Source organism: Amycolatopsis roodepoortensis (genome assembly GCF_024628825.1).
GTDB lineage: Bacteria > Actinomycetota > Actinomycetes > Mycobacteriales > Pseudonocardiaceae > Amycolatopsis > Amycolatopsis roodepoortensis.
The window spans coordinates 2,972,912-2,993,620 of the sequence record NZ_CP102415.1; the positions used below are offsets into that span (position 1 = coordinate 2,972,912).

Here is a 20,709-nt window from a genome sequence, read left to right on the forward strand (position 1 = left end):
GGATTACTTCGGGGCGACGCCCAGCGCGGCGAGCGCCGGGCCGGTCATGATCACGCCCGCGCCGGTGACCGGGTCGAAGCCCGGGGCGCCGAGGTCGATCGCGGTCGACACGAGCGCGTTCCGGATCTCCGCCTGGGTCGCGGCAGGCTTGCCCTGCTTCAGCAGCGCGGCGATGGCGGCGGCGCTCGGCGCGGCGGCCGAGGTCCCGAAGAACGGCTGGAAGCCGCTCACCGAGGTCGCGACGCCGTCGGCCGCGGTGATGTCCGGCTTGTTCCGCGTCGCGCCACCGGTCGAGGACACGTTGCCGGGGGTGATCACCGAACCGTCCGGGTTGTAGAACTGGTGACGGCGACCGTCCGAAGTGAACCGCTCCCACTTGCTGGCGCTGGTGAACAGCCCCGGGTACGGACCGGCCGGGTTCGCCGGGTCACCGGCTTCGAGCGCGCGGCCGAAAGCGACGGCGGCCGGAGCGGCCGCGACGCTGAAGGCGTTGACGGCCGCCGAGTGTCCGGAGGTGACACCGTTGGTGCTGAAGGCTTTCAGGTCACCCGAGGCGACGAAGCGGCCGCGGATCACGTTGAGCGCGATGAACCGGTCCTCACCGCTGTACTTGACCACGGCGACCTTGAAGCCCGAGCCGCTGGCCGGGACCTGGGCGATCTCGTACGGGTTCTGGGTGCCGTTCTGCGCGCCTTCGCTGGAGGCGACGACCGCGCCGGACGAGTTCAGGACGAACAGGTCGTAGTCGCTGGTGGCCTTGCCCCACGGGTCGGACCAGAACAGGGTGACGTAGCGGCCGACCGAGTTCGGCGAAAGCGCGTTGTACAGCTGGGTCGTGGCGCTCGGGTCGAAGTCGTGCGGCGTCCCGGTGATCCCGGAGATCTTGCTGGCGGACCCGCGGAAGTCGCCCTCGTAGTAGCCACTGGTGCCGTCGGTCAGGTTGCCCGAGTTCCCCGCGGAGGAGAAGTAGAGCGCGCCGTCGGCGGTCACGTCGTTGACGGCCTGCGCGACCGGGCCGTCCTGGAACGGCGACTCGTCGAAGTAGGAGACGTCGTCGACGATGATCGTGCACTTGCCGGTGGTACGCAGCGCGCGGATGTTGTCGGCGAAGCTCTGCTCGCTGGTGAAGGCGGTCGCGAAACCGAGCGCGGCGCCGGGCGCCATGTCGTGGATGATCTCCAGCATCGCGGTGCCTTCGTCACCGCTGCCTGCCTGGCCGGGGAGGACGTCGACGGCGGGGAGTTCGCCGGCGGTCTGCGACGCCTGGAGCGACTTGATGCCGTCCGAGAGCACGCAGACCTTCTGGCCCGCGCCGGTGACGCCGTACTTGGTGCGGGCGGTGTCGTTGCCGTGCGCCTTGTCGCCCTCGGCGACCTGCAGCGCGGCGGCGGTCTTCTTGGCCGCGGCCTGCCGCCGGTCCTGCGGGGCGGACTCGTTCCAGGTCATGGCCTGGGAGGCGGCCTTGACCTCGGCGACGTCACCGCGTCCGGCGATCGCGTCGACGGCGGTCAGGGGGAGGTCGGCGCGGATCGCACCGGCGGGTGAGGCGTAACGGACGATGCCGCCCGCCGCCTTGACGGCGTTCACCAGGGACGGTCCGGCGCCCTTGATGTCCACCGCGACCGTGCCGGCGTCGCTGACGCCCAGCCCGGTCCGGTACTCGGGCAGCTTGCCCGCCAGGCCCTTGTCGGCGCGGAGACGCTTCTCGACGACGAGCTGACTCGACTGCTTGCGCTCGGCCGGGGTGAGGCTCTTCTTGATGCTCTGCAGCGCGCTGATCCCGGCCTGGGTGCGCACCTCTTCCGACGGCTGGGCACCGGAAACGGCGGTCGACAGCAGCAAAGCGCCGACCGCGACCGGAACCGAGCATGTGACCACCCGGCTGAATCTGCTCATTGAAATCTCCCCTGGCTTTTCAGAAGCACTGCCCACACGGCACAGCCCGTGACAGGAATTCCTTCGGCCGCCCGAATGAATTACCCCTGACCGGGTGTAATGGGGAGAATCTAAAGAGCGATCAGTGAGGAGTCCACCGACCAAAGTCGGTATCGGGGGAAGATCCACATGCTGGGAATGATTTCGGTCCGAAAAGCCCGAAATCGCTCCAGGTCGTGCCCTGTACCGCGAACATGATTTGCAGGACGCGGCCTAGGCCCAAGCCGGGAAAAGCCGCCAAAGCGCCAACGCCGCCAGCGACGCCAAGGTGAGCAGCACCGGACCGGTGATGACGTAGGTGGAGACCGGCCGCCACCGACGGTAGAGGAAGGTCGCCCCGGCCGCCGCCACCACGAACCCGCCGAAGGCGAGCACGAGCCCGGCCCACGCGTCGGAGTCGCCGGTCCGGCCGTCCTGCGCGTCCGCCTTGCCGTTCTGCGGGGTTGGCCGGAACGGCCTGCCCTCCAGGACAGCGGTCACCACGGTCGCTTCCTCCGACGCCAGCGGCCACCAGGACGCCGAGGTCACCAAGGTCAGCCGATCGTTCTGCGTCTTGCCGTAGTCCGCCCCCTCGTCGAGCGGGCGGGTGGCCTTCTCGGTCACGCGGTAGACGGATTTGCCCTGAGTCGTCGCGACGACGATTTCGTCACCCGGCTCCAGCGCCCCCAGCGAACCGAACGGGCCGCCGTAACCCGCGTTGCGCGCCACGATCGCGGCGTTGCCAGGCTGCCCCGGTCCGGCGGTGCCCGGTACATGGCCCGGCCCGGACGCGGTCTCCCCGCTCGATGCGCCTTCGACGACGACCTGCTGCAGCTTCAGCGCGGGAATCTCCAGGACGGCGACCGGCTTGCCGAACTCGACCGGCTCGGTGGGCGGAGGCGCACCGAAGAGGCTTTGGCTGGCCCCCAGCGCCAGGCCGATCTCGCCGCGGATCTCGGTCAGCGCCTTCCGCTGGTCGCTCGACTGGAGCATCGGCCCCAGCGCGTAGACGACCAGGGCCAGCGCCACCAAGGTGGTGACCAGCCAGGCGGCGAGGACGGTGCCGATCCATCCCGGACCGAAACTCAGGAAGCGGGCTTCCGGTTCGGGCGCCGCGTGCCTGCCTTCGACGGTGGTGCTCACGCCGCTCCTCCTGCCGATTTACCCCGCAGGAGGCCGAAGAGCATGGCGAACGCGGCGGCGATCTCGGCCAGCGCGACGACCAGCCACCTCGGCACCGGGCGTCCGGCGGCGACGTACGCCGTCGCGGACGGGAGCGTCGCCAGGATCACCAACGCCACCAAGGGAATCAGCGCGCCCAGCACTCCCGCGCCCGCGAACTTCGGGATGTCGATCGACTCGGCGAGATTCTTGGCCGCCAGCACGCTTTCCGGGGTCGGAGCGGCCGCGGGGGCGGGTCCGGTGGCGGCAACCGTCGCCGACGTCCCGGCGGGTGAACCCGTTCCCCCGCTGGGGCCGGTCAGCGAGGAATTGGCGGCCGTCGTGGCGCCGGTCCCGCCCGCCGGCGGCGGATTCTTCGCTTCTTCCCTTTCCTGGCAGGCTTCCTGGACCGTGCCGGTGCCGATCTTGGCCACTCGCGCCGGAACGGTGGCCGCCAGGCCAGGGCTCAACGGGGTCATCCCCGGCGGGAGCAGCGACTGGCCGTAGCCGCTCGCCAGTTCGGCGACCGCCTTCAGCTGTGCCTGCTTCTCGGTCATCGGCTTGCAGGTCGCGTCGATCAACGGATTGACCGGCGCGGCCAGGTATTCCACGAAGGTCAGCGGGTACGCGCCGTCCTTGGTCACGGTGCCCGGCTGCACGGTGCCGTCCGCGCCGACCTGCATCGAATCGGCCGCCAGCTGCAGGCTTTCCTTGGTCGGCGCGACGAAGTTCCCCTTGCCGTCCGGAAGCGCGACCGGCGCCCAGCCGTAGGCCCTCGCCGTCGCGAGATCGGTGACGACCCAGCTCATGCAGCCGCCGGTGCAGACGAATCCCGTTCCCACGACGCCGTTCTGCACCGTCTTGCGCACGGCGAGCTGACCGGTTTTCGCATCGACGTTGCGCAGTGAGAGAGCGCCGGGATCGAGCGCGTTCAGATCGGAGATCACCCCCGGCGATTTCCCGTCCAGCTCACCGAAGTAATCGGTCCCCTTCTTGGGGAACACCCAAGCCGCCGGTGCGGCACCCGCGAGCACCTTGCTCAACGCGAGCGGGATGGTGCCCGGTCCGGATTCCCCGGTCACTCCGAAGAAGTCCAGACTCTCGGCGCCTGCCCTCGCCCTGGCCGCGTTCGCATCGTTCTCCCGCGTGACGGAGGCGAGCGCCGGATTGCGGCCGACCAGCGGGGTCCCGTTCCGGAAGATTCCGCCCCGGCCGTCCAGATCGGGTTGCTGCCCGCCCTTGGTGATCATGTTCGCCACTTCGTCGTGGGTGAACCGCAGGGTGCCGGTGAACTTCGCGTTGAGCGAACTCCCGTTGTCGTCGGTGTCGGTCGGCGACCAGCCGACCGCGGCCACGACGGCCGCGTTGATCCCGACCGGGATGTACTGCCGGTCGCGGACGGTCTGGGTGGCGAGCGCGTTCCCGCTGCCGGTGATCACCAGATCCGAGTTGCCCTTGTCGAACGCGGTCAGGCCGGCGTCTTCCGTCTCGCTCACGATGTTCGCCGGCTGCTCGGCCTGCGTTGGCGCGCAGAGCGCCTGGTTCCAAGCGACCGCGGTGCGGCCGAGCCGCTCCGGCATGCTGGCGCTGATGGTGTTCTGACCGGCGCCCTTACACCCTTCGACTCCGATCGCCTGCTGCGTCGGAGTGAAGGCGATCGAGGTGTCGATCCAGGTCGCGAACGCGCCGTCCGCCTTCTTCGCGGTGATCGTGACCGCGACCGAACAGGGGTTGTTCTCGTCGCACCGGAACGAGTACTTGTTGCGGGTCTTCGCACCGGTCGCCGGATCGACGACGTCGGGATTGGCCGCCCAGGAGACCGTGGGCGGCTTGTCCGCCTGACCTTCGGCGTTCTTGTTGAAGGTGGTGTACAGCGGGTCCCAGATGATCGGTTTCGGGGTGGACGAGCCGAGCGGGATCTGGGTGTCGATGACGATGTCACCGGTCCGGCTGCTCCGGCGGCCCGTGGCACTGTCCATATGGGCCGCGTCCGCGATGAACTCGTCCTTCAGCCCTCCGCAGTAGGCATTGACCCGCGCGCTGACAGAACTCTCCCGGTTCCACGGCGGTTTCCCGGCGACCTTGATCAGATTGTCCGGCAGGACTTTGGGGCAGACTTTCAGGGACGCCTGGGCACCGCTCGCCAATCCCGACACCGTGATCCGCACCGGTTCGCCGTTCCGGGCCGCCGACAGATCGGCGGGCTCGGTTTTGAGGGTGTACGGCGGGTTCGCCGGCGCTTGCGCCTGCGCCGCGGGGACGGACACCCCCGTGACCATCAGCACCCCGCAGATCAGCAAGATCCCGACTTGTCTCGCACGGACGAAGAACACGGACGACTCCCCAAGGTGCGCGGGCATACGGCGGAGAGCGGGACTCGATCACGAGCCGCGCCCGGAGCCAACGTCCCCGAGTCGCCCGTTCGGGGTCAACCGCACCCGGACCCGCCCCGGCACAGATTCACACGCGCCCCGTCGGGCGTTCTCCGCTTGGACACCTTTCGCGGTTTCGGGCACCACATACTGGCCGCATCGAGGGGCGACGTGGTGTGCCCTGAACTCGTTTGCCCACCGATAAGAAGGAAGGCCGCTCGTGACCGTCGCGCCACCCCGGCCCGACCCGTCCCCACCGGGAACCCTGGTGCGACGGGCGATCAACGAAGTCCTTTCCCGGGCCGACCGGGCGTTCCGCCGGGTCACCACCGGCGCCGGGCTGGCCATGCTGGGAATCCTTCTGGTCATCGGCTTCTTCCTGGTCTACCGGTCCGGGCCCGCCTTCGACAACAGCGGTTTCGGGTTCTTCACCACCATCCGGTTCGACCCGGCCTCCGGCGTCCTCGGTGTGCTGGGACTGCTCTACGGGACGATCGTGGTCGCGCTCATCGCGGTCCTGGTCGCCGTGCCGCTGAGCATCCTCGCGGCGCTGTTCATCACCGAGTACTCCAGCGGCCGGATCCGCGGCTTCCTCACCGGCCTCGTCGACCTGCTCGCCGCCATTCCCAGCCTGTTGTACGGCCTGTGGGGATTCAGCTTCCTCGGCCCGCAGATCGTCCCGGTTTCGACGTGGCTGACCGAGAATCTCGGCTGGTTCCCCTTGTTCGCGTCCAAGGAGAACACGCTCTACATCCAGTCCATGTTCATCGCCGGGCTGGTGGTGTCCCTGATGGTCCTCCCGATCACGACCTCGGTGATCCGCGAGGTCTTCGCGCAGACTCCGCCCGGGGAAAAGGAAGCCGCGCTCGCACTGGGCAGTACCCGTTGGGGGATGGTCAAAACGGTCATGCTGCCCTTCGGCAGGGGCGGCATCATCGGCGGCTCGATGCTTGGACTGGGCCGCGCGCTCGGCGAGACGATCGCCGTTTCCCTGCTGCTGCCCCAGGTTCCGGAGATCACTAAGCACATCCTCCAGTTCGGTGGCGCGACCATCTCCGGGTTCATCGCCAACAACTCCGGCGCCTCGGGGCTCTTCCTGTCCGGGCTGATGGCGGCGGGGCTGGTGCTGTTCGTCTTCACCCTGGCCACGAACTTCACCGCATCGGTGATCATCTCCAAGAGCCGATCCGGTGCGGGAGTGGATGCCTGATGACCACGACAGTCACTCCCCCGGTCTCGTCCGGCCCGCGCAAACTCGTCAAACGCCGCCCGTCGGAGACCACCCGGCAGGATCGGCTGGCGGCGCTCGGCTGCGCGGTGTCGGCAACCCTGCTCACCTGGTTCGTCATGCATCTGCTGCTGGATTCACCCGGCTGGCTGGCGGATCTGATCGTCGCCTACCTGCTGTACCTGGCGATGCTCTACCTGGTCACCCGCGACCGCCTCGGCAGGCTCGCCGCGTCGGACCGGCTCGTCTCGACGATCGTGGTCTCCGGGGCGCTCACCCTGCTCGTCCCGTTGCTGTTCCTGTTGACCTACATCGTGATCGAGGGCGCGCCGTATCTACGCCTCGGCTTCTTCACCCACGACATGTCCGCGGTCGCGCCGACCGATCCGGTCACCGCGACCGGCGGTCTGCACGCGGTGGTCGGCACCCTTCAGCAGACCGCGCTGACCCTGGTGTTCGTCGTTCCGCTGGGCGTGCTCACCGCGATCTTCCTGAACGAGACCCGGTCGCGGTTCCGCCGCCCGGTGCGGATCATGGTCGACGCGATGAGCGGTCTCCCGTCCATCGTGGCCGGCCTGTTCATCTACGCGGCGCTGATCATCCCGGGTATCCAGGCGGGCGTGGGACTGTTCAGCTACAACGGTTTGATGGCCACCCTGGCACTGACGATGGTCATGCTGCCAACGGTGACGCGGACCGTGGACGTGGTGCTCCGGCTGGTCCCGGACGGCCTGCGCGAGGCGTCGCTGGCACTCGGCGCGAGCCGGGCGCGGACGGTGTGGTCGGTCGTGCTGCCCACCGCGCGCACCGGCGTCACCACCGCCGTGATCCTCGGCATCGCCAGGGTGGCGGGCGAAACGGCCCCACTGCTGTTCACCTCGTTCGGCTCGCTCGCGATGAACGCCAACCCGTTCTCCGCGCCGCAGGAGAGCATCCCGCTGTTCATCTTCCGCTTCATCAAGCAGCCGCTGGAGAACGTCCAGCAGCGCGGTTACGTCGGCGCGCTCGTGCTGATCCTGCTCATCTTCGGCCTGTTCGCGATCGCCAGGATCGTCGGACGCGACCGGTCGAAGCGCAAGGCGAAAAGAACGAAGGAGAACCGGTGACCGACACCACCGAATTGTCCACTGTGGACGATAGCGGGGAAAACCCGTACTCCACCGGCTATCTCACCCCCCGCGACGCGGAGGGCAGGCCTCAGGTCACTTTGACCGGCGGCCCGCCTCCCGGCGCGGCGGAACTCGAGTCGCGCGAAATCGGCGCCTGGTTCGGCGACCGGCTGGTCCTCGAAGGCGTGTCGTTGCGGATGCCCGCCAAAGAGGTGACCGCGCTGATCGGACCGTCGGGCTGCGGCAAGTCGACCTTCCTGCGCATCCTCAACCGGATGCACGAGCTCGTCCCGTCCGCGTCGCTGACCGGCGAAGTCCTGCTGGACGGGCAGGACATCTACGCCGACGGAACCCGGCCGCAGCAGGTCCGGCTGCGTATCGGCATGGTGTTCCAGAAGCCGAACCCGTTCCCGGCGATGTCCATTCGCGACAACGTGCTCGCCGGGCTGAAACTCGCCGGCGTCAAATGCGACGACAAGAACGCGCTGGTGGAGCAGAGTCTCGAACGCGCCGGGCTGTGGCGTGAGGTCCGCGACCGGCTGAGCTCGCCCGGCGGCGCCCTCTCCGGTGGGCAGCAGCAGCGGCTCTGCATCGCCCGTTCGCTCGCGGTGCAGCCGAACGTGCTCCTGATGGACGAGCCCTGCTCCGCCCTCGACCCCACGTCGACCCGGCGGATCGAGCAGACGATCGCCGAGATCGGGCACGAGGTGACCGTCGTGATCGTCACGCACAACATGCAGCAGGCCCAACGGGTTTCGGATCACTGCGCGTTCTTCCTCGCGGCCGAGAACGAACCCGGCCGGGTGATCGAACACGGTCCGACGGACACGATCTTCAACGCGCCGTCGGATGAACGCACCTACGACTACGTGAACGGGCGATTCGGATGACGACCTTGCGCAGAGTGGGCGCTTTGGGCGGGATCTCGGCGCTGCTGCTCTCGATCTCCGTGGCGGGCGCGCCCGGCGCGGCGGCGCTCAGCAGGGTCACGGGCTCGGGGTCCAGCTATGTCGGTGTGGCGATGACCGACTGGCAGAACGGCGCGACGTCGCGGGGTATCCCGGTCAACTACTCGGCGACCAACTCACCCGCCGGGGTCAACCAGTACGGCGATCGGACGGTCGACTTCGGCGGGACCGAGGCCGAGGTCTCCTCGCTGCTCGCGGCGGGCGGTGGCGGCGTGACCGCGCAGACCCGCGGCTACCAGTACGTCCCGGACGTCGCCGGCGCGGTCGCCGTCATGTACAACGTCACCGACCAGGCCGGGAAGCGGGTCGACTACCTGCACCTGACCCGTGAGGTGATCGGCCGGATCTTCAGCCGGGACATCACTCGCTGGAGCGATCCGGCGATCACCGCGACCAACGGCGGGAAGTCGCTGCCGGACCAGCCCATCACGCTGGTCGGGCGGACCGGGCAGTCCGGGACGACGGCGCTGTTCTACGACTTCGTCGCGCACGCGGCACCCGACGCGTACCAGCGTTTCGTCGCCCGCAACGTCGGCAACGGGATGGGCAGCCTGCCCGCCGGGGTGCGCCCGATCCAGCTGCCCGAACGAGGACCGGACGCCGACTGGTACCGGCTGCTCGCGGACTCGGACCAGATCGCGCAGGCCATCGGGAAAGCGACCATCCCGTTCTCCATCGCCTACGACGAATTCGCCTACGCGCAGCGCCACAACGTGCCGTCGGCATGGGTGCAGAACGGCGCGGGGCAGTACACGCAGCCCTACGCGGAGAACATCGCCTCCGCGCTGAAGCACGCGGAACTCCGCCCGGACCTCAGCCAGAAACTCGACAAGGTCTACTCGAACGCGGATCCGAAGACGTACCCGATTTCGGCGTACTCCTACATCATGATGCCGTGCACGAGCGGCCGGGACACCTGCCGCGGCGGCTATGGCGACCAGGGCAAGACCGACACGATGACCGCGTTCCTCGAACACGTCGCGTGCGACGGCCAGATCAACATGGCCCGGATCGGTTACTCGCCGTTGCCGCCGAACCTGTCGCAGGAGATCATGAACTCCAACTCGCGGCTCACCGGGCAGCCGCCGAAGCAGCTGAACGCGAGTAACTGCGCCAACCCGACCTTCCGCGGCAGTCTCGGCGCGGGCGCCACCAGCCCGCCCGACCCGCTGGTGACCGCCGGGATCATCGCCCCGAACGGCAAACCCGCGGCCGGGCCGGGTGCGGGCGGACCGAGCAAGTCGGCCGGGCCCGCGAACGGCCCGGCCACCGGCGACAAGACCGCGACCGCGACGGCGAGCCCCGACGAGGAATCGGCGGGCGGCGGCTCGAAGAACTGGCGGGAAGCCGCACCGGCGTCCTACGACGAGGGCGGGTTCGGCGGTTTCGGGGGCTGGGCGGCGCTGGTGTTGTTCCTGGCGATCGTGACTCCGCTCGTGGTGCGCGGGGTGATCCGGAAGCTGCGAGGGACTTAACGATGCCGAGATCCACACCCACGCGGGCACGCGTGGCGGCAGTCTTCGTTGCCGAGGTGGCGGCGAGTCCAGAGATTCTCTGATCGGCCACGGACTGTGTGGATTTTGGACGTCAGATGTCCCAGAATCCACACAGTCGCCGGTCCTGGCCTATGTCGGGCATGCCGAGAGGCCCGTCGCCGGTGTGGCGGGCGGGCTCCTCGGTGCTCAGACGCGGTGCAGGGTGTTGCGGCGGGGTTGTCGGAGCGGATCCCGGTACTGCGGCGGGATGAACTCCGGTAACCCATCGGCCGCCATCCGTACTTCCCAGTCACCGTGGTGGATCAGCCGGTGGTGGAATCCGCACAGCAGCACCAGATTCCGAAGATCCGTCGGCCCGCCGTCCACCCAGTGCTCAATATGATGGGCGTGACAGTTCTTGGGTTTCCGATGGCAGCCGGGGAAGGCGCAGCCGCCGTCCCGGATGTTCAACGCGCGTCTCTGGCCTGGGGTGACGAATCGTCTGAGTCGTCCCACGTCGAGGGGTTCTCCGGCGGCGCTCATCACGACCGGCAACATCAGACAGTCGCAGGCCGCCAGCCGGGCTTCCCGCGCGGTCATCGTGCCGACGAAATCCAGGCACGCGGTGCCGAGGCCGGATTTCAGCTCGTCGAGTCCGATGGTGACGTGCACGAGGGTGCGGTAGCCGCTGGTTCCGGGCTGGTCCGGGCACGCGATGGCTAGGTCGAGGAGTTCGGCCCAGGCGTCGCCCAGGCGTTCGCACTTCATCCGCAGGTCGGCTTGGCCGAACTCGTCGACTGGCCGTGGTTGGGCGTAGGCCTCCAGCGCGGCGGCGGTGCGGGCACCGGTCTCGTCATCGAGGAGGCCGGTGAGTTTCCAGAAGCCGTCCCTGCGCCGCTCGAGGGTGATTTCGCGGCGTGGTTGTTTGGGTTCGGGGTCTTGGGGTTCGTTGCCGTCGGGGTCCAGCCAGCCCAGCAGGTTCGCCTCAGTCTTGGCGAGCTGCTGCGGACCGGCGGTCGGGGCCAACTCGGCGAGGATCTTCTCCGCGACCGCCTTATCTTCGGCGGAGGTGTCGGCGGGGAGTCTCTTCAAGATCTCCAGAATCTGATCGATCCGCTCATCCCCGACCAACCCCTCCGCGGCGACCGCGGCGGTCGCAGGCGCGACCGGAGGAACCTCCGTGCCATCCAAAGCCCGGGTCGGATTCAAAGCGACCGCCCGCTTCACCACCGCACCCGCCTCAGCCCGCGACAACCCCGCCATCTCCGCGAACCAACTCGCCGTACTGCCATGCCCGAACAAGTCTTTCGCGCCCCGGGACTCGACCTCCGCCAGAAACCGCCCCAAACCCGCGGTAGCCATCCGAATCACCTGCAACGACTGCTGCACACCATGGGCAAGCTCCATGGGCAAGCTCCAGCTTGCCGGCACGCCACAGTTCCTGCGGCAACTCGGGAAGGAAGGTCTCGGACACACCTCCATAATACCCGAAAAAATCGAACAGATGTTCGTAATTTTAAGCGACAATGCGCGCGCTCATTTACCACCGAAAGGGTGATATCGACGGGAGGTGTTGTAACACCGCGCGCGGATCGAGCGAGTACGTCCGGCAAGTGCCACCACAAAGCGGGAGCGCGCCATGTACACCCCACCCGAACCGGCCGCACGTCCGGCCAAACCCCGACGCTGGCCTTGGATACTCGCCGCCGCCATCGTCGCCGTGGCGCTCTCGGCGACGATGGCGCTCGTGCTACTCGGCAACGAACGCGACAGGAAGGAGGTCGCGTCGAAATCGACCGCATCACCTTGCCGGGACTCGGCACTCAAGCCGCCGTGCCGAGGCGTCAACGGCTGGATCCTGGCCGACGGCTCCTACGAAAGCACCACCCGCACGACCCCGCCCGCCTATGTGGCACCGACGACGACCAGTCCGCCGCCGCTCACTCCGGCGGACTTCACCCTCGATCTGAAGACCTATTCCAAAAAATGCTTCGGCTCCGCCGGCTGCAACGTGGTCGTCGAACCCACCCTGACCTACAAAGGTTCCGCGGAAACCATTTTGAGCCACGGAATGTGCTCGATGACTTACGACATCACCGGCGACGAATCGGGTCCGGTCACGGATACGCTCAGTTTCGTCGGGACGGACGTGACCGTGCGTCGTTCGGTGCTTTCGACGCCGTCCTCGAAAACCAAGGTGACCGTCAAGATCGTCAGCGTTTCCTGCGGCTGACCGGGGCGACACCTCACGGGAAGGTCAGCACGACCTTCCCCCGCCCGTGCCCGGTCTCGATCTCCCGGTGCGCCGCCGCGGCTTCGGTGAACGGATACGTCCGCCGCACCAGGAAACGCAGTTCTCCCTTGACGTACAACGACGCCAGCATCCCCAGCCGGTCGGCCGACCGGGTCCCGGTGACCACTCGCGCCCCGGCCTCGGGCGCGCGCCCGTGCTCGACCAGGGTCAGCACGCGGTCCGGATCCCCGACCAGCTCCAGCGAAAGGTCGAAGGCGACCCCGCCGGCCCCGTCCAGCGCCGCGTCGATTCCGGACGGCGCGAGGGCGCGCACCCGGTCGGCGAGGCCGTCGCCGTAGACGACCGGTTCGGCGCCGAGCGAGCGGACGTACTCCTGGTTCGCCTCGCTCGCCGTCCCGATCACCCTCGCCCCGCGCAGCGTGGCGAGCTGGACTGCGGCCGTGCCCACCGCGCCGGCCGCCCCGTGGATCAGCAGCGTCTCGCCGCGGGCGACCCGCAGGGCGTCCAGTGCCAGGTACGCCGTCTGCGTGCCCGCCGTGAACCCGCCCGCGACCTCCCACGGCATCTCAGCCGGCTTCGGCGTGACGTTCTCCGCGGGCACCACGATGTACTCGGCGTACGCCTGCACGGCCGTGAAGCCGAGCACCTCGGTCCCCGCGACGAGGCCGGTGCCCCCGGAACCGACCTCGTCGACGACCCCGGCGAACTCGTTCCCCGGGACACGCGGCCAACGCAGCTCCAGGCCCGCGGGTTCCCAGCCCGCCCGCACGGCCGCGTCGTACGGCTGCACCCCCGCCGCCTTCACCCGCACCCGGACCTCCCCCGCCCCGGCGTGCGGCTCCTCCAACTCCAGCACCCGGAGCACTTCCGGGCCACCGGCTTCCGTGAACGCGGCCGCTTTCATCTTGTTCCTCCAGTTCGTCCCCAGCTGTCGGAACCCAGCCTCATACCTCCAGATAGCTGGAGGTCAAGAACTGTCGGTGTGACGTTCTAAGCTGCGCTCGTGACGAGCTACCGCATCTCCAGGGCAAGCGCTTCCGACGCCGGCAGGCTGACGGCGCTGATGCACGAATCGGCCGCCTACCAAGGGGAGTACGCGTCGATCCTCGAGAACTACCAGGTCACGGAGGACTATCTCGCCACCCATCCCGCGTTCGTCGCGCACGCGCAGCGGAAAGTGGTCGGTTTCTACAGCCTGATCGAGTACCCGGCCGAGCTCGACCTGCTGTTCGTCGCCGATTCGGCCCAGGGCACGGGCATCGGCGCGTGGCTGGTGGAGCATATGCTCGGGCAGGCCGCGGACCTCGGCATGACCGAGCTCCGCGTCGTCTCCCATCCGCCTGCCGCCGGGTTCTACGAGCGGATGGGTGCCCGCCGTGTCGGCGTCGTACCGCCCAGCCCGCCGAAGATCACCTGGGAGCGCCCGGAGCTGGTCTTCGACGTCAAGCGTCCACCGCACGACTGAACCGGCCGATCAGTTTGCGCAGGTGCCCGGCGAATTCCGGCGAGTCGACGACCTCGAAGTCGGCGTCGAGCAGGCCGAGGTAGAGCGCCAGGTACTCCAGCGTGTCCGCGCCGGCCTTGAGCAGGCAGGTCCGCTCGTCGACGGCTTCGACGACGACGGCGGGCGGCACCTTCGCCGCGGCTTCGGCGGCCGGGGCGTGCAGCCGGATCGTGGCGTGGTGCCGCCACAACGCGGCGCCGACGCCCCGCTGGAGGTAGGCGATCACGCCGCCTTCGGGTGGTTCGCGCTCCTCGAAACGTCGTCCGTTGGGCGTGCGCGGCCGCACCCGATCGGCACGGAACGTGCGCCAGTCCTGTTTGTCGACGTCCCAGCCGACGAGGTACCACCGGCGACTCATATGCACGACGCGATGCGGCTCGACCTGCCGCCGCGTCTCGGATCCGTTGTGTCCCACGTAATCGAAGCGCAGAGTCTCGCGGTCACGGCAGGCGGCGGCGATGGCCGCGAGCACCTCGGCGTCGACCGTCGGCCCGCCGCCCTGCACCGCGAGCGTCGCGGAATTCAGCGCCGCGACACGGTGCCGTAGCCGCGACGGCAGCACCTGCTCCAGTTTCGCCAGCGCGCGCACCGACGTCTCCTCGATCCCCGCGATCGTGCCGCCCGCGGCCGTGCGCAGGCCCATCGCCACCGCGACGGCCTCCTCGTCGTCGAGCAGCAGCGGGGGCATCGCCGCGCCGGCGCCCAGGCTGTAGCCCCCGGAGACGCCGGGCGTCGCATCGACGGGATAGCCCAGACCACGAAGCCGCTCGACGTCGTTCCGGATGGTCCTGGTCGTGACGTCGAGCCGGTCCGCCAGTTCCGGGCCCGTCCAAGTGCGCCTGGCCTGCAGCAACGACAGGAGTCGCAGCAGTCTCGCCGAAGTTTCCGCCATGAATCCACCTTGTCCGCAATCGCGGAACGAACCTTTCCGCAATCGTTCCTAATCTAGCCCCATGACCGAGATCAAGCCCTTCCGCATCGCCATCGACCAGGCCGAACTCGACGACCTCAATGACCGCCTGCACCGCACCCGCTGGCCTCGCGAGGTCACCGGAGACTGGAGCCGAGGCGTCCCAGTCGCGTACCTCAAGGGGTTGGCCGAATACTGGGCCGACGGCTTCGACTGGCGCGCCCAGGAAGCCGAGCTGAACGAGTTCCCGCAGTTCACCACCGAGATCGACGGCCAGACCATCCACTTCCTGCACATCCGCTCGACCGCCCCGGACGCGCTGCCGGTGGTTCTCACACACGGCTGGCCGAGCTCGCCGTTCGAATTCCGGCGAGTCGTCGAAGAGCTGAGCGACGAGTTCCACCTGGTCGTCCCGTCCCTGCCCGGCTACGGGTTCTCGAACCCGGTGAGCGGCCCCGGCTGGGGCAACCTGTTCCGCGTCGCCCAGGCGTGGGTCACGCTGATGGACCGCCTCGGCTACGAGCGCTTCGGCGTCCACGGCACCGACGCGGGCGCCGGGGTCGCGGGCATCCTGTCGATGATCGCCCCGCACCGCGTGGCCGGCGTGCACCTCACCGGGACCAGCGCGGGTATGCCGTTCGGCCCGCCCGTCGAGCTGGACGGTCTCGACGAGAAGGATCGCGAGCGCGGCGAACGTTTCAACCGGTTCCAGTCCGACGGCCTCGGCTACCTGCACCTGCAGGCGACCCGGCCGCAGACGCTGGCCTATTCGCTGAACGACTCCCCCACCGGCCAGCTCGCGTGGATCGTGGAGAAGTTCGCCGAGTGGACCGATCCGGCCAAAGCCCTGCCGGACGACGCCGTCGATCGCGACCACCTGCTGACCGCGGTCAGCCTGTACTGGTTCACCGGCGCGGGCGCTTCCTCCGCGCACGCCGTGTACGAAGGTATGGAGGTGTATCGGCAAATGTCGCAAGGCGGCTGGGACGAAGCGCCCGCCGGGCCGCCGCGGGCGATCGCCGTCTTCGCCGGGGACACCACGATCCGGAGCCTCCAGGACGGCCCGGTGGAACACTGGTCCGAGTACGACAGCGGCGGCCATTTCCCGGCGATGGAGGTCCCCGGTCTGTTCGCCGAAGACCTCCGTTCCTTCCTGCGAAAGTGCGTCTGACGATGAAGCAGCTGAGCCCCCGGGCCCTCAACCGCGCGACCCTGGCCAGGCAGTTCCTGCTCGAGCGCGCCGATCTTCCCGCTGTTACCGCGATCGAGCGGCTGGCCGGCCTCCAGGCGCAGGCCCCCGACTCCTCGTATGTCGGGCTGTGGTCGCGGCTTCGGGATTTCCAGACGGACGAGCTGGCGAAACCGCTGGCCGCCCGCGAAGTCGTCCGGACGACGTTGCTGCGCGGCACGGTGCACCTGGTGACGGCCGAGGACGCCCTCGCCTGGTGGCCCACCCTCAAACCGGTGGTCGAGCGCGGTTTCCTCGGCCACTACTCACGCGAGATCGCCGGACTCGACCTCGCCGCGATCGCCGAAGCGGGACGGGCCCTGCTCGCCGAACGGCCCCGCACGCGTGCCGAGATCCGGACCGCGCTGGCGCCTCGGTGGCCCGACGCGGACCTGCCGACGCTCGGCTACGCGGTCAACAGCCTGCTCCCCCTCGCCCACGTGACGCCGCGTGGCCTGTGGGGCCAGACCGGGCCGGCCGCGTTCGCCCTGCTCGAAGACTGGGTCGGCGCACCGATCACAGACGGCGTCACCCTCGACGACCTGGTGCTGCGCTATCTCGCGGCGTTCGGCCCGGCGACCGTCCGTGACGCGCAGGTCTGGTCGGGGCTGACTCGTTTGAAAGAGGTCTTCGAGCGGCTGCGGCCCGAGCTGGTCACCTTCACCGATGTCGAGGGCAAGGAACTGTTCGACCTTCCCGACGCGCCGCGCCCCGACCCGGAAACCCCTGCGCCGCCCCGGTTCCTGCCCGAGTACGACAACGTCCTGCTCTCCCACGCCGACCGCGCGCGGGTGATCCCCGACGGCCGCCGCGTGCCGTTGCCTCCGGGTAACGGCGGCCGCCGGGGCACCCTGCTCGTCGATGGTGAATTCCTGGCCATCTGGGCGATCAAAGGGGCGACACTGACGATCGAATCGCGGAAGCCGTTGCCGGATCAGGATTCGATCGCTGCGGAGGGCGCGCGGCTCCTGGAATTCGTAGTGCCGGGCTCGGCGCACGAGGTCCGTTTCGGCATCGGCGGATAACAGTCCGGCCTTTCGCCGTAACGATGGGCGCCGTTCGGGCGAAGCAGCCGCCAAGAGCCTGAAGGGAGCGGGCCATGAGCAAGAACTACGGGTTCATGACGGTGCTGGCGGGGCTGAGCGCACTCGCGGTGATCGCGGTCGCGGCGGTCTGGCGGTACCCGAACACGTCGGACGTCACGGCGGTGATCACCGCGGCGGGAACGGTGATCGGCACCGTGGTGGGCGCCTTCTTCGGCGTGAACGCGGCCTCGGCGGGACGCGTGAAGGCCGAAGAGAGCCGGGATCAGGCGACCGCGGCGTTGGTGAAGGTCGCGGGTGAGGCGGAAAGAGGAAGCGACGTCGCCAAGACGGCGATGGAAGGCGTGAGCTGACCGTCCTCTGTGGACACGCTCAGTCGAGCGCTTCGAGCAGGGCGAGGTCCGGCGGGACGAGCGTCGTGGACAACACGAGCTCTCGCAACAGGTTGTCGTTCAACGCGTTGCCGACCGGCTCGCCGACCTCCTCGCGCCGCAGGCCGAAAACACCGCCGGCGGACAGCCGCGTCCGGACGTCGATGACGACGTGCTCGACCCGGCGCGCGGTCCACGTCTCACCGGGCCGGAGTTCGGTGAGCACCTCGGCCGTCTGCTGGCGGGACAACGGCTGCGGATTGAGGTCGTGCAGCAGGTAGCGCTGCCCGAAGACGACCAGGACCAGACGTTCTTCCGCGCTGAGGCGCCAGCGGCGGGGCGGCACGGTGACGTCGTCGTGCCGGGTGACGGGCTGTCCTCCCTCGGGCCCGGCGACGTACAACTCGAGCAGGTGCTCCCGCCTGCCCGAACCGCGGACGAACAGCGGCGTGTAGCCGTCCGACAGGGGGATCGGCTCCTCGCCGCGGGACAGCCAGCGGGAATTCGGCAAGCGGATGGGCAGCTGGCCGGTGTTGCTGACCCACCATTGGCCGCCGGTGAAGTTCAGGAGCCCGTGCCTGCGGCTGACCTGCAGGTCGTTCTCCCCCACGCAGACGTCGACCTGGGGCCGGTTGCGCCCGAAGGAGATCTCGCCGCCCTCGCCGGGGTCGACGGACACGCCACCCGCGAGCGTGAGCGCGAACACCGCGCCGGGAGCCGACGGCGGCACGCCGAGCGCCAGGCTCTCGTGCGTCGTCGTGAGCCGCTTCATCGTGCCTCCTCCTGTTGCCCGGCAGTATGCGGGACGCCGCCGGGGACGGGTCCCGATATCGCGTTCATCCGTATGTTGGAGTACATGATTGACTTCTCCAAGGACACCGTCTTCAAGCTCACGCCGTGCAAGCCGAAGGACATCGCGCCCACGGTGCAGCCGATCATCATCCCCGGCGAGGAGATCTTCTCGTCGTTCAAGGCGGTGCGCGACTTCGTGGTGTTCACGAACAAGCGGCTGATCGCGGTGAACGTCCAGGGCATGACGGGCAAGAAGAAGGACTTCACCTCGCTGCCGTACAACAGGATCCAGGCCTTCTCGATCGAAACCGCGGGCACCTTCGACCTCGACGCCGAGCTGGACCTCTGGTTCAGCGGGCTGGGAAACGTGCGGCTGGAGTTCCGGGGCTCGGACATCCGGGCGATCGGCCAACTGATCGCCACGCACACTCTTTAGCCCCCTCCCGCATTTAGTCGACTACTTGCGTTGGGCTGGGTGGGCTGCGGTGGGCGTTGGGCCGGGTGGGTCGTGAGTGGCGATTCGGGTTCTAACCCTGATCGCCACTCACGACCCACCTGGCTCCTGCGGCTTCCGGCGGCTCTGGGCGTTGCGAAAGCCACTTTCGCAACATTGAAGGTTGCGAAAGTGGCTTTCGCAACGCCCGGTCACCTTCGGCCTGCCTGTCGCGAGTGGCTCGGGCCGCCAGAGCCACCGTGCCCCGGATATCCGCTGTCGTGCGCGAATGGCGATCTCACGTGATCGGACGGACGACACACGTGATTGGGCGGACGACTCGCGTGACCAGACGGACGACTCGCTGCGGAACCCCGTCACGCGTGTGTCGTCCATGCAGTCACGCGTGTCGTCCTTCTGATCACGCGTGTCGTCCGCCGGATCACGGGGAACCGCCGGTGCGGCCAGAACCAGCTCGTGAGTGGTAAGGACGGTTCTGACCTTCCTTACCACTCACGAGGCCTTACATGTTGATCATGTGGCCCGCGAGGCCGTGCACGGCTTCCTTCACCGCTTCCCCAAGAGTCGGGTGAGCGTGCACGTTCCGCGAGATTTCGTGCACCGTAAGGTCCCACTGCTGCGCCAAAGTCAGCTCCGGCAGCAGTTCGGTCACCTCGGGGCCGATCAGGTGCGCGCCCAGCAGCTCGCCGTGCGTAGCGTCGCTCAGGATCTTCACGAAGCCGACAGCCTCGCCGAGGCCGTGTGCCTTTCCGTTGGCGGTGAAGGGGAATTTCGCCACCTGGACGTCGAAGCCCTTTTCGCGGGCCTGTTCTTCGGTCCAGCCGAAGCTGGCGATCTGCGGCTGGCAGTAGGTCGCGCGCGGGATCATGACGAAGTCGAGTTCCATGGTCTCGGCGCCCGCGATGGTTTCGGCGGCGACGACGCCCATGGACTCGGACGCGTGCGCGAGCATCAGTTTCGCGGTGACGTCGCCGATCGCGAAGATGTGCGGGACGTTGGTGCGGCCCCGCGCGTCGACGGCGATGGCGCCGCGTTCGGTCAGCTCGACACCGGTCTTGTCCAGGCCGTATCCCTCGACCCGCGGCTGGAAACCGATGGCCTGCAACACCTTGTCCGCTTCCAGTACCCGGGACTCGCCGTTCTTCGACACGGTCACGCGCACGCTGGAGCCGGTGTCGTCGATGGACTCGACCTTCGTCGACGTCAGCACCTCGATGCCGAGCTTCCGGTAGCGGCGCGCGAGCTCCGCGGAGACCTCGGCGTCTTCGAGCGGGACCATCCGGTCGAGGTACTCGACGATGGTCACCTTCACGCCGTAGTTGTGCAGCACGTAGGCGAATTCGACGCCGATCGCGCCCGCGCCGGCGATGACGATGCTCTCCGGCAGCTCGTTTTCCATGATCTGCTGTTCGTAGGTGACCACGCGGTCGCTGCGCGTGGTGCCCGGCAGCAGGCGCGCGGTGGCGCCGGTGGCGATCACGCAGTGGTCGAAGGTGACCCGTTCGCCGTTGACCTCGATGGTGTTGGCGTCGAGGAAGGTGCCGTGCCCGTCGTATTCGGTGATCTTGTTCTTCTTCATCAGGAAGTGCACGCCCTTGACGCGCCCGTCCGCGACCTTGCGGCTGCGGTCGAAGGCGGCCTGGTAGTCGAAGCTGACCTTCCCCTCGACCTGGATCCCGAACGACTTCGCCTCTTTGGTCACGATGTGCGCGAGTTCGGCGTTGCGCAGCAGTGCCTTCGACGGGATGCAGCCGACGTTGAGGCAGACACCGCCCCAGTATTTCTCCTCCACGACCGCCGCGCTCAGCCCCAGCTGCGACGCCCGGATCGCCGCCACGTAACCGCCGACTCCGGCCCCCAGGACAACGACGTCATAGTGTGCACTCATACCTCGAAACCTACCCCTCGCCGGGACGGTCCGAAGGG

17 protein-coding genes and 1 pseudogene are annotated in these 20,709 nt (G+C 68.5%); 10 read left to right on the forward strand and 8 right to left on the reverse strand.

Going from position 1 to position 20,709, the window contains the following annotated elements; genetic code table 11:
- Positions 1 to 3: 3 nt before the first annotated feature.
- From NQK81_RS13965 to NQK81_RS13975, 3 genes are all read right to left on the reverse strand, one after another.
- On the reverse strand, positions 4 to 1,896 hold the full coding sequence (locus NQK81_RS13965; protein ID WP_257488528.1) for a S8 family peptidase: 1,893 nt from the start codon (positions 1,894 to 1,896) through the stop codon (positions 4 to 6).
- Between the two features lie 252 nt (positions 1,897 to 2,148).
- Positions 2,149 to 3,057, reverse strand: coding sequence for a sortase (locus NQK81_RS13970; protein WP_257488529.1), 909 nt, complete (start codon positions 3,055 to 3,057; stop codon positions 2,149 to 2,151).
- The gene (locus tag NQK81_RS13975) at positions 3,054 to 5,408 is read right to left on the reverse strand and encodes a hypothetical protein (protein WP_257488530.1); all 2,355 of its coding nucleotides are present in this window, start codon (positions 5,406 to 5,408) and stop codon (positions 3,054 to 3,056) included. Before NQK81_RS13975 ends, NQK81_RS13970 begins: the two co-directional genes overlap by 4 nt.
- 259 nt (positions 5,409 to 5,667) lie before the next feature.
- Here NQK81_RS13975 and pstC point away from each other — a divergent pair, with 259 nt between their 5' ends.
- The 4 genes from pstC to NQK81_RS13995 all read left to right on the forward strand — a co-directional run bounded on the left by pstC (position 5,668) and on the right by NQK81_RS13995 (position 10,227).
- Positions 5,668 to 6,657, forward strand: coding sequence for a phosphate ABC transporter permease subunit PstC (gene pstC, locus NQK81_RS13980; protein ID WP_257488531.1), 990 nt, complete (start codon positions 5,668 to 5,670; stop codon positions 6,655 to 6,657).
- Complete coding sequence (pstA, locus tag NQK81_RS13985) at positions 6,657 to 7,781, forward strand: phosphate ABC transporter permease PstA (RefSeq protein WP_257488532.1); 1,125 nt, start codon at positions 6,657 to 6,659, stop codon at positions 7,779 to 7,781. The genes pstC and pstA overlap by 1 nt, the downstream gene beginning before the upstream one ends.
- Before the next feature lie 101 nt (positions 7,782 to 7,882).
- Complete coding sequence (locus NQK81_RS13990) at positions 7,883 to 8,674, forward strand: phosphate ABC transporter ATP-binding protein (protein ID WP_192746877.1); 792 nt, start codon at positions 7,883 to 7,885, stop codon at positions 8,672 to 8,674.
- On the forward strand, positions 8,671 to 10,227 hold the full coding sequence (locus tag NQK81_RS13995) for a substrate-binding domain-containing protein (protein WP_257488533.1): 1,557 nt from the start codon (positions 8,671 to 8,673) through the stop codon (positions 10,225 to 10,227). The genes NQK81_RS13990 and NQK81_RS13995 overlap by 4 nt, the downstream gene beginning before the upstream one ends.
- Positions 10,228 to 10,434: 207 nt before the next feature.
- On the opposite strand, the pseudogene NQK81_RS14000 reads toward NQK81_RS13995, so the two are convergent.
- Positions 10,435 to 11,701: pseudogene (locus NQK81_RS14000) on the reverse strand (HNH endonuclease signature motif containing protein).
- Between the two features lie 246 nt (positions 11,702 to 11,947).
- Between NQK81_RS14000 and NQK81_RS14005 the strand changes: the two are divergent.
- A complete protein-coding gene (locus NQK81_RS14005) occupies positions 11,948 to 12,460 on the forward strand; it encodes a hypothetical protein (protein WP_257488534.1) in 513 nt (170 codons plus the stop codon).
- A 13-nt stretch (positions 12,461 to 12,473) separates the two neighbouring features.
- Here NQK81_RS14005 and NQK81_RS14010 read toward each other — a convergent pair whose 3' ends face one another.
- Positions 12,474 to 13,385: an NADP-dependent oxidoreductase gene (locus NQK81_RS14010; protein WP_257488535.1), complete on the reverse strand. Its 912-nt coding sequence runs from the start codon at positions 13,383 to 13,385 to the stop codon at positions 12,474 to 12,476.
- A gap of 99 nt (positions 13,386 to 13,484) precedes the next feature.
- Between NQK81_RS14010 and NQK81_RS14015 the strand changes: the two genes are divergently transcribed.
- Positions 13,485 to 13,946 (forward strand): GNAT family N-acetyltransferase, encoded by a 462-nt coding sequence (locus NQK81_RS14015; protein ID WP_257488536.1) that lies wholly within the window; start codon positions 13,485 to 13,487, stop codon positions 13,944 to 13,946.
- Here the strand turns inward: NQK81_RS14015 and NQK81_RS14020 are convergent.
- The gene (locus NQK81_RS14020) at positions 13,924 to 14,877 is read right to left on the reverse strand and encodes a helix-turn-helix transcriptional regulator (RefSeq protein ID WP_126735600.1); all 954 of its coding nucleotides are present in this window, start codon (positions 14,875 to 14,877) and stop codon (positions 13,924 to 13,926) included. The genes NQK81_RS14015 and NQK81_RS14020 overlap by 23 nt on opposite strands.
- 61 nt (positions 14,878 to 14,938) lie before the next feature.
- On the opposite strand from NQK81_RS14020, the gene NQK81_RS14025 reads away from it, so the two are divergent.
- The 3 genes from NQK81_RS14025 (at position 14,939) to NQK81_RS14035 (ending at position 17,519) form a co-directional block, all read left to right on the forward strand.
- Positions 14,939 to 16,066 carry an epoxide hydrolase family protein gene (locus NQK81_RS14025; RefSeq protein WP_257488537.1) on the forward strand — a complete coding sequence of 376 codons (1,128 nt, stop codon included), beginning with the start codon at positions 14,939 to 14,941 and terminating at the stop codon, positions 16,064 to 16,066.
- Positions 16,067 to 16,068: 2 nt separating this feature from the next.
- Positions 16,069 to 17,148, forward strand: a complete 1,080-nt coding sequence (locus tag NQK81_RS14030; protein WP_257488538.1) for a winged helix DNA-binding domain-containing protein — start codon at positions 16,069 to 16,071, stop codon at positions 17,146 to 17,148.
- A 74-nt stretch (positions 17,149 to 17,222) separates the two neighbouring features.
- A complete protein-coding gene (locus tag NQK81_RS14035) occupies positions 17,223 to 17,519 on the forward strand; it encodes a hypothetical protein (protein WP_034312745.1) in 297 nt (98 codons plus the stop codon).
- Positions 17,520 to 17,538: 19 nt separating this feature from the next.
- On the opposite strand, the gene NQK81_RS14040 is transcribed toward NQK81_RS14035, so the two are convergent.
- On the reverse strand, positions 17,539 to 18,309 hold the full coding sequence (locus NQK81_RS14040) for an FHA domain-containing protein (RefSeq protein WP_257488539.1): 771 nt from the start codon (positions 18,307 to 18,309) through the stop codon (positions 17,539 to 17,541).
- A gap of 84 nt (positions 18,310 to 18,393) precedes the next feature.
- Here NQK81_RS14040 and NQK81_RS14045 point away from each other — a divergent pair, with 84 nt between their 5' ends.
- A complete protein-coding gene (locus NQK81_RS14045) occupies positions 18,394 to 18,765 on the forward strand; it encodes a PH domain-containing protein (RefSeq protein ID WP_257488540.1) in 372 nt (123 codons plus the stop codon).
- Between the two features lie 520 nt (positions 18,766 to 19,285).
- Here NQK81_RS14045 and lpdA read toward each other — a convergent pair.
- The gene (gene lpdA / locus NQK81_RS14050; RefSeq protein WP_257488541.1) at positions 19,286 to 20,671 is read right to left on the reverse strand and encodes a dihydrolipoyl dehydrogenase; all 1,386 of its coding nucleotides are present in this window, start codon (positions 20,669 to 20,671) and stop codon (positions 19,286 to 19,288) included.
- Positions 20,672 to 20,709: the final 38 nt, after the last annotated feature.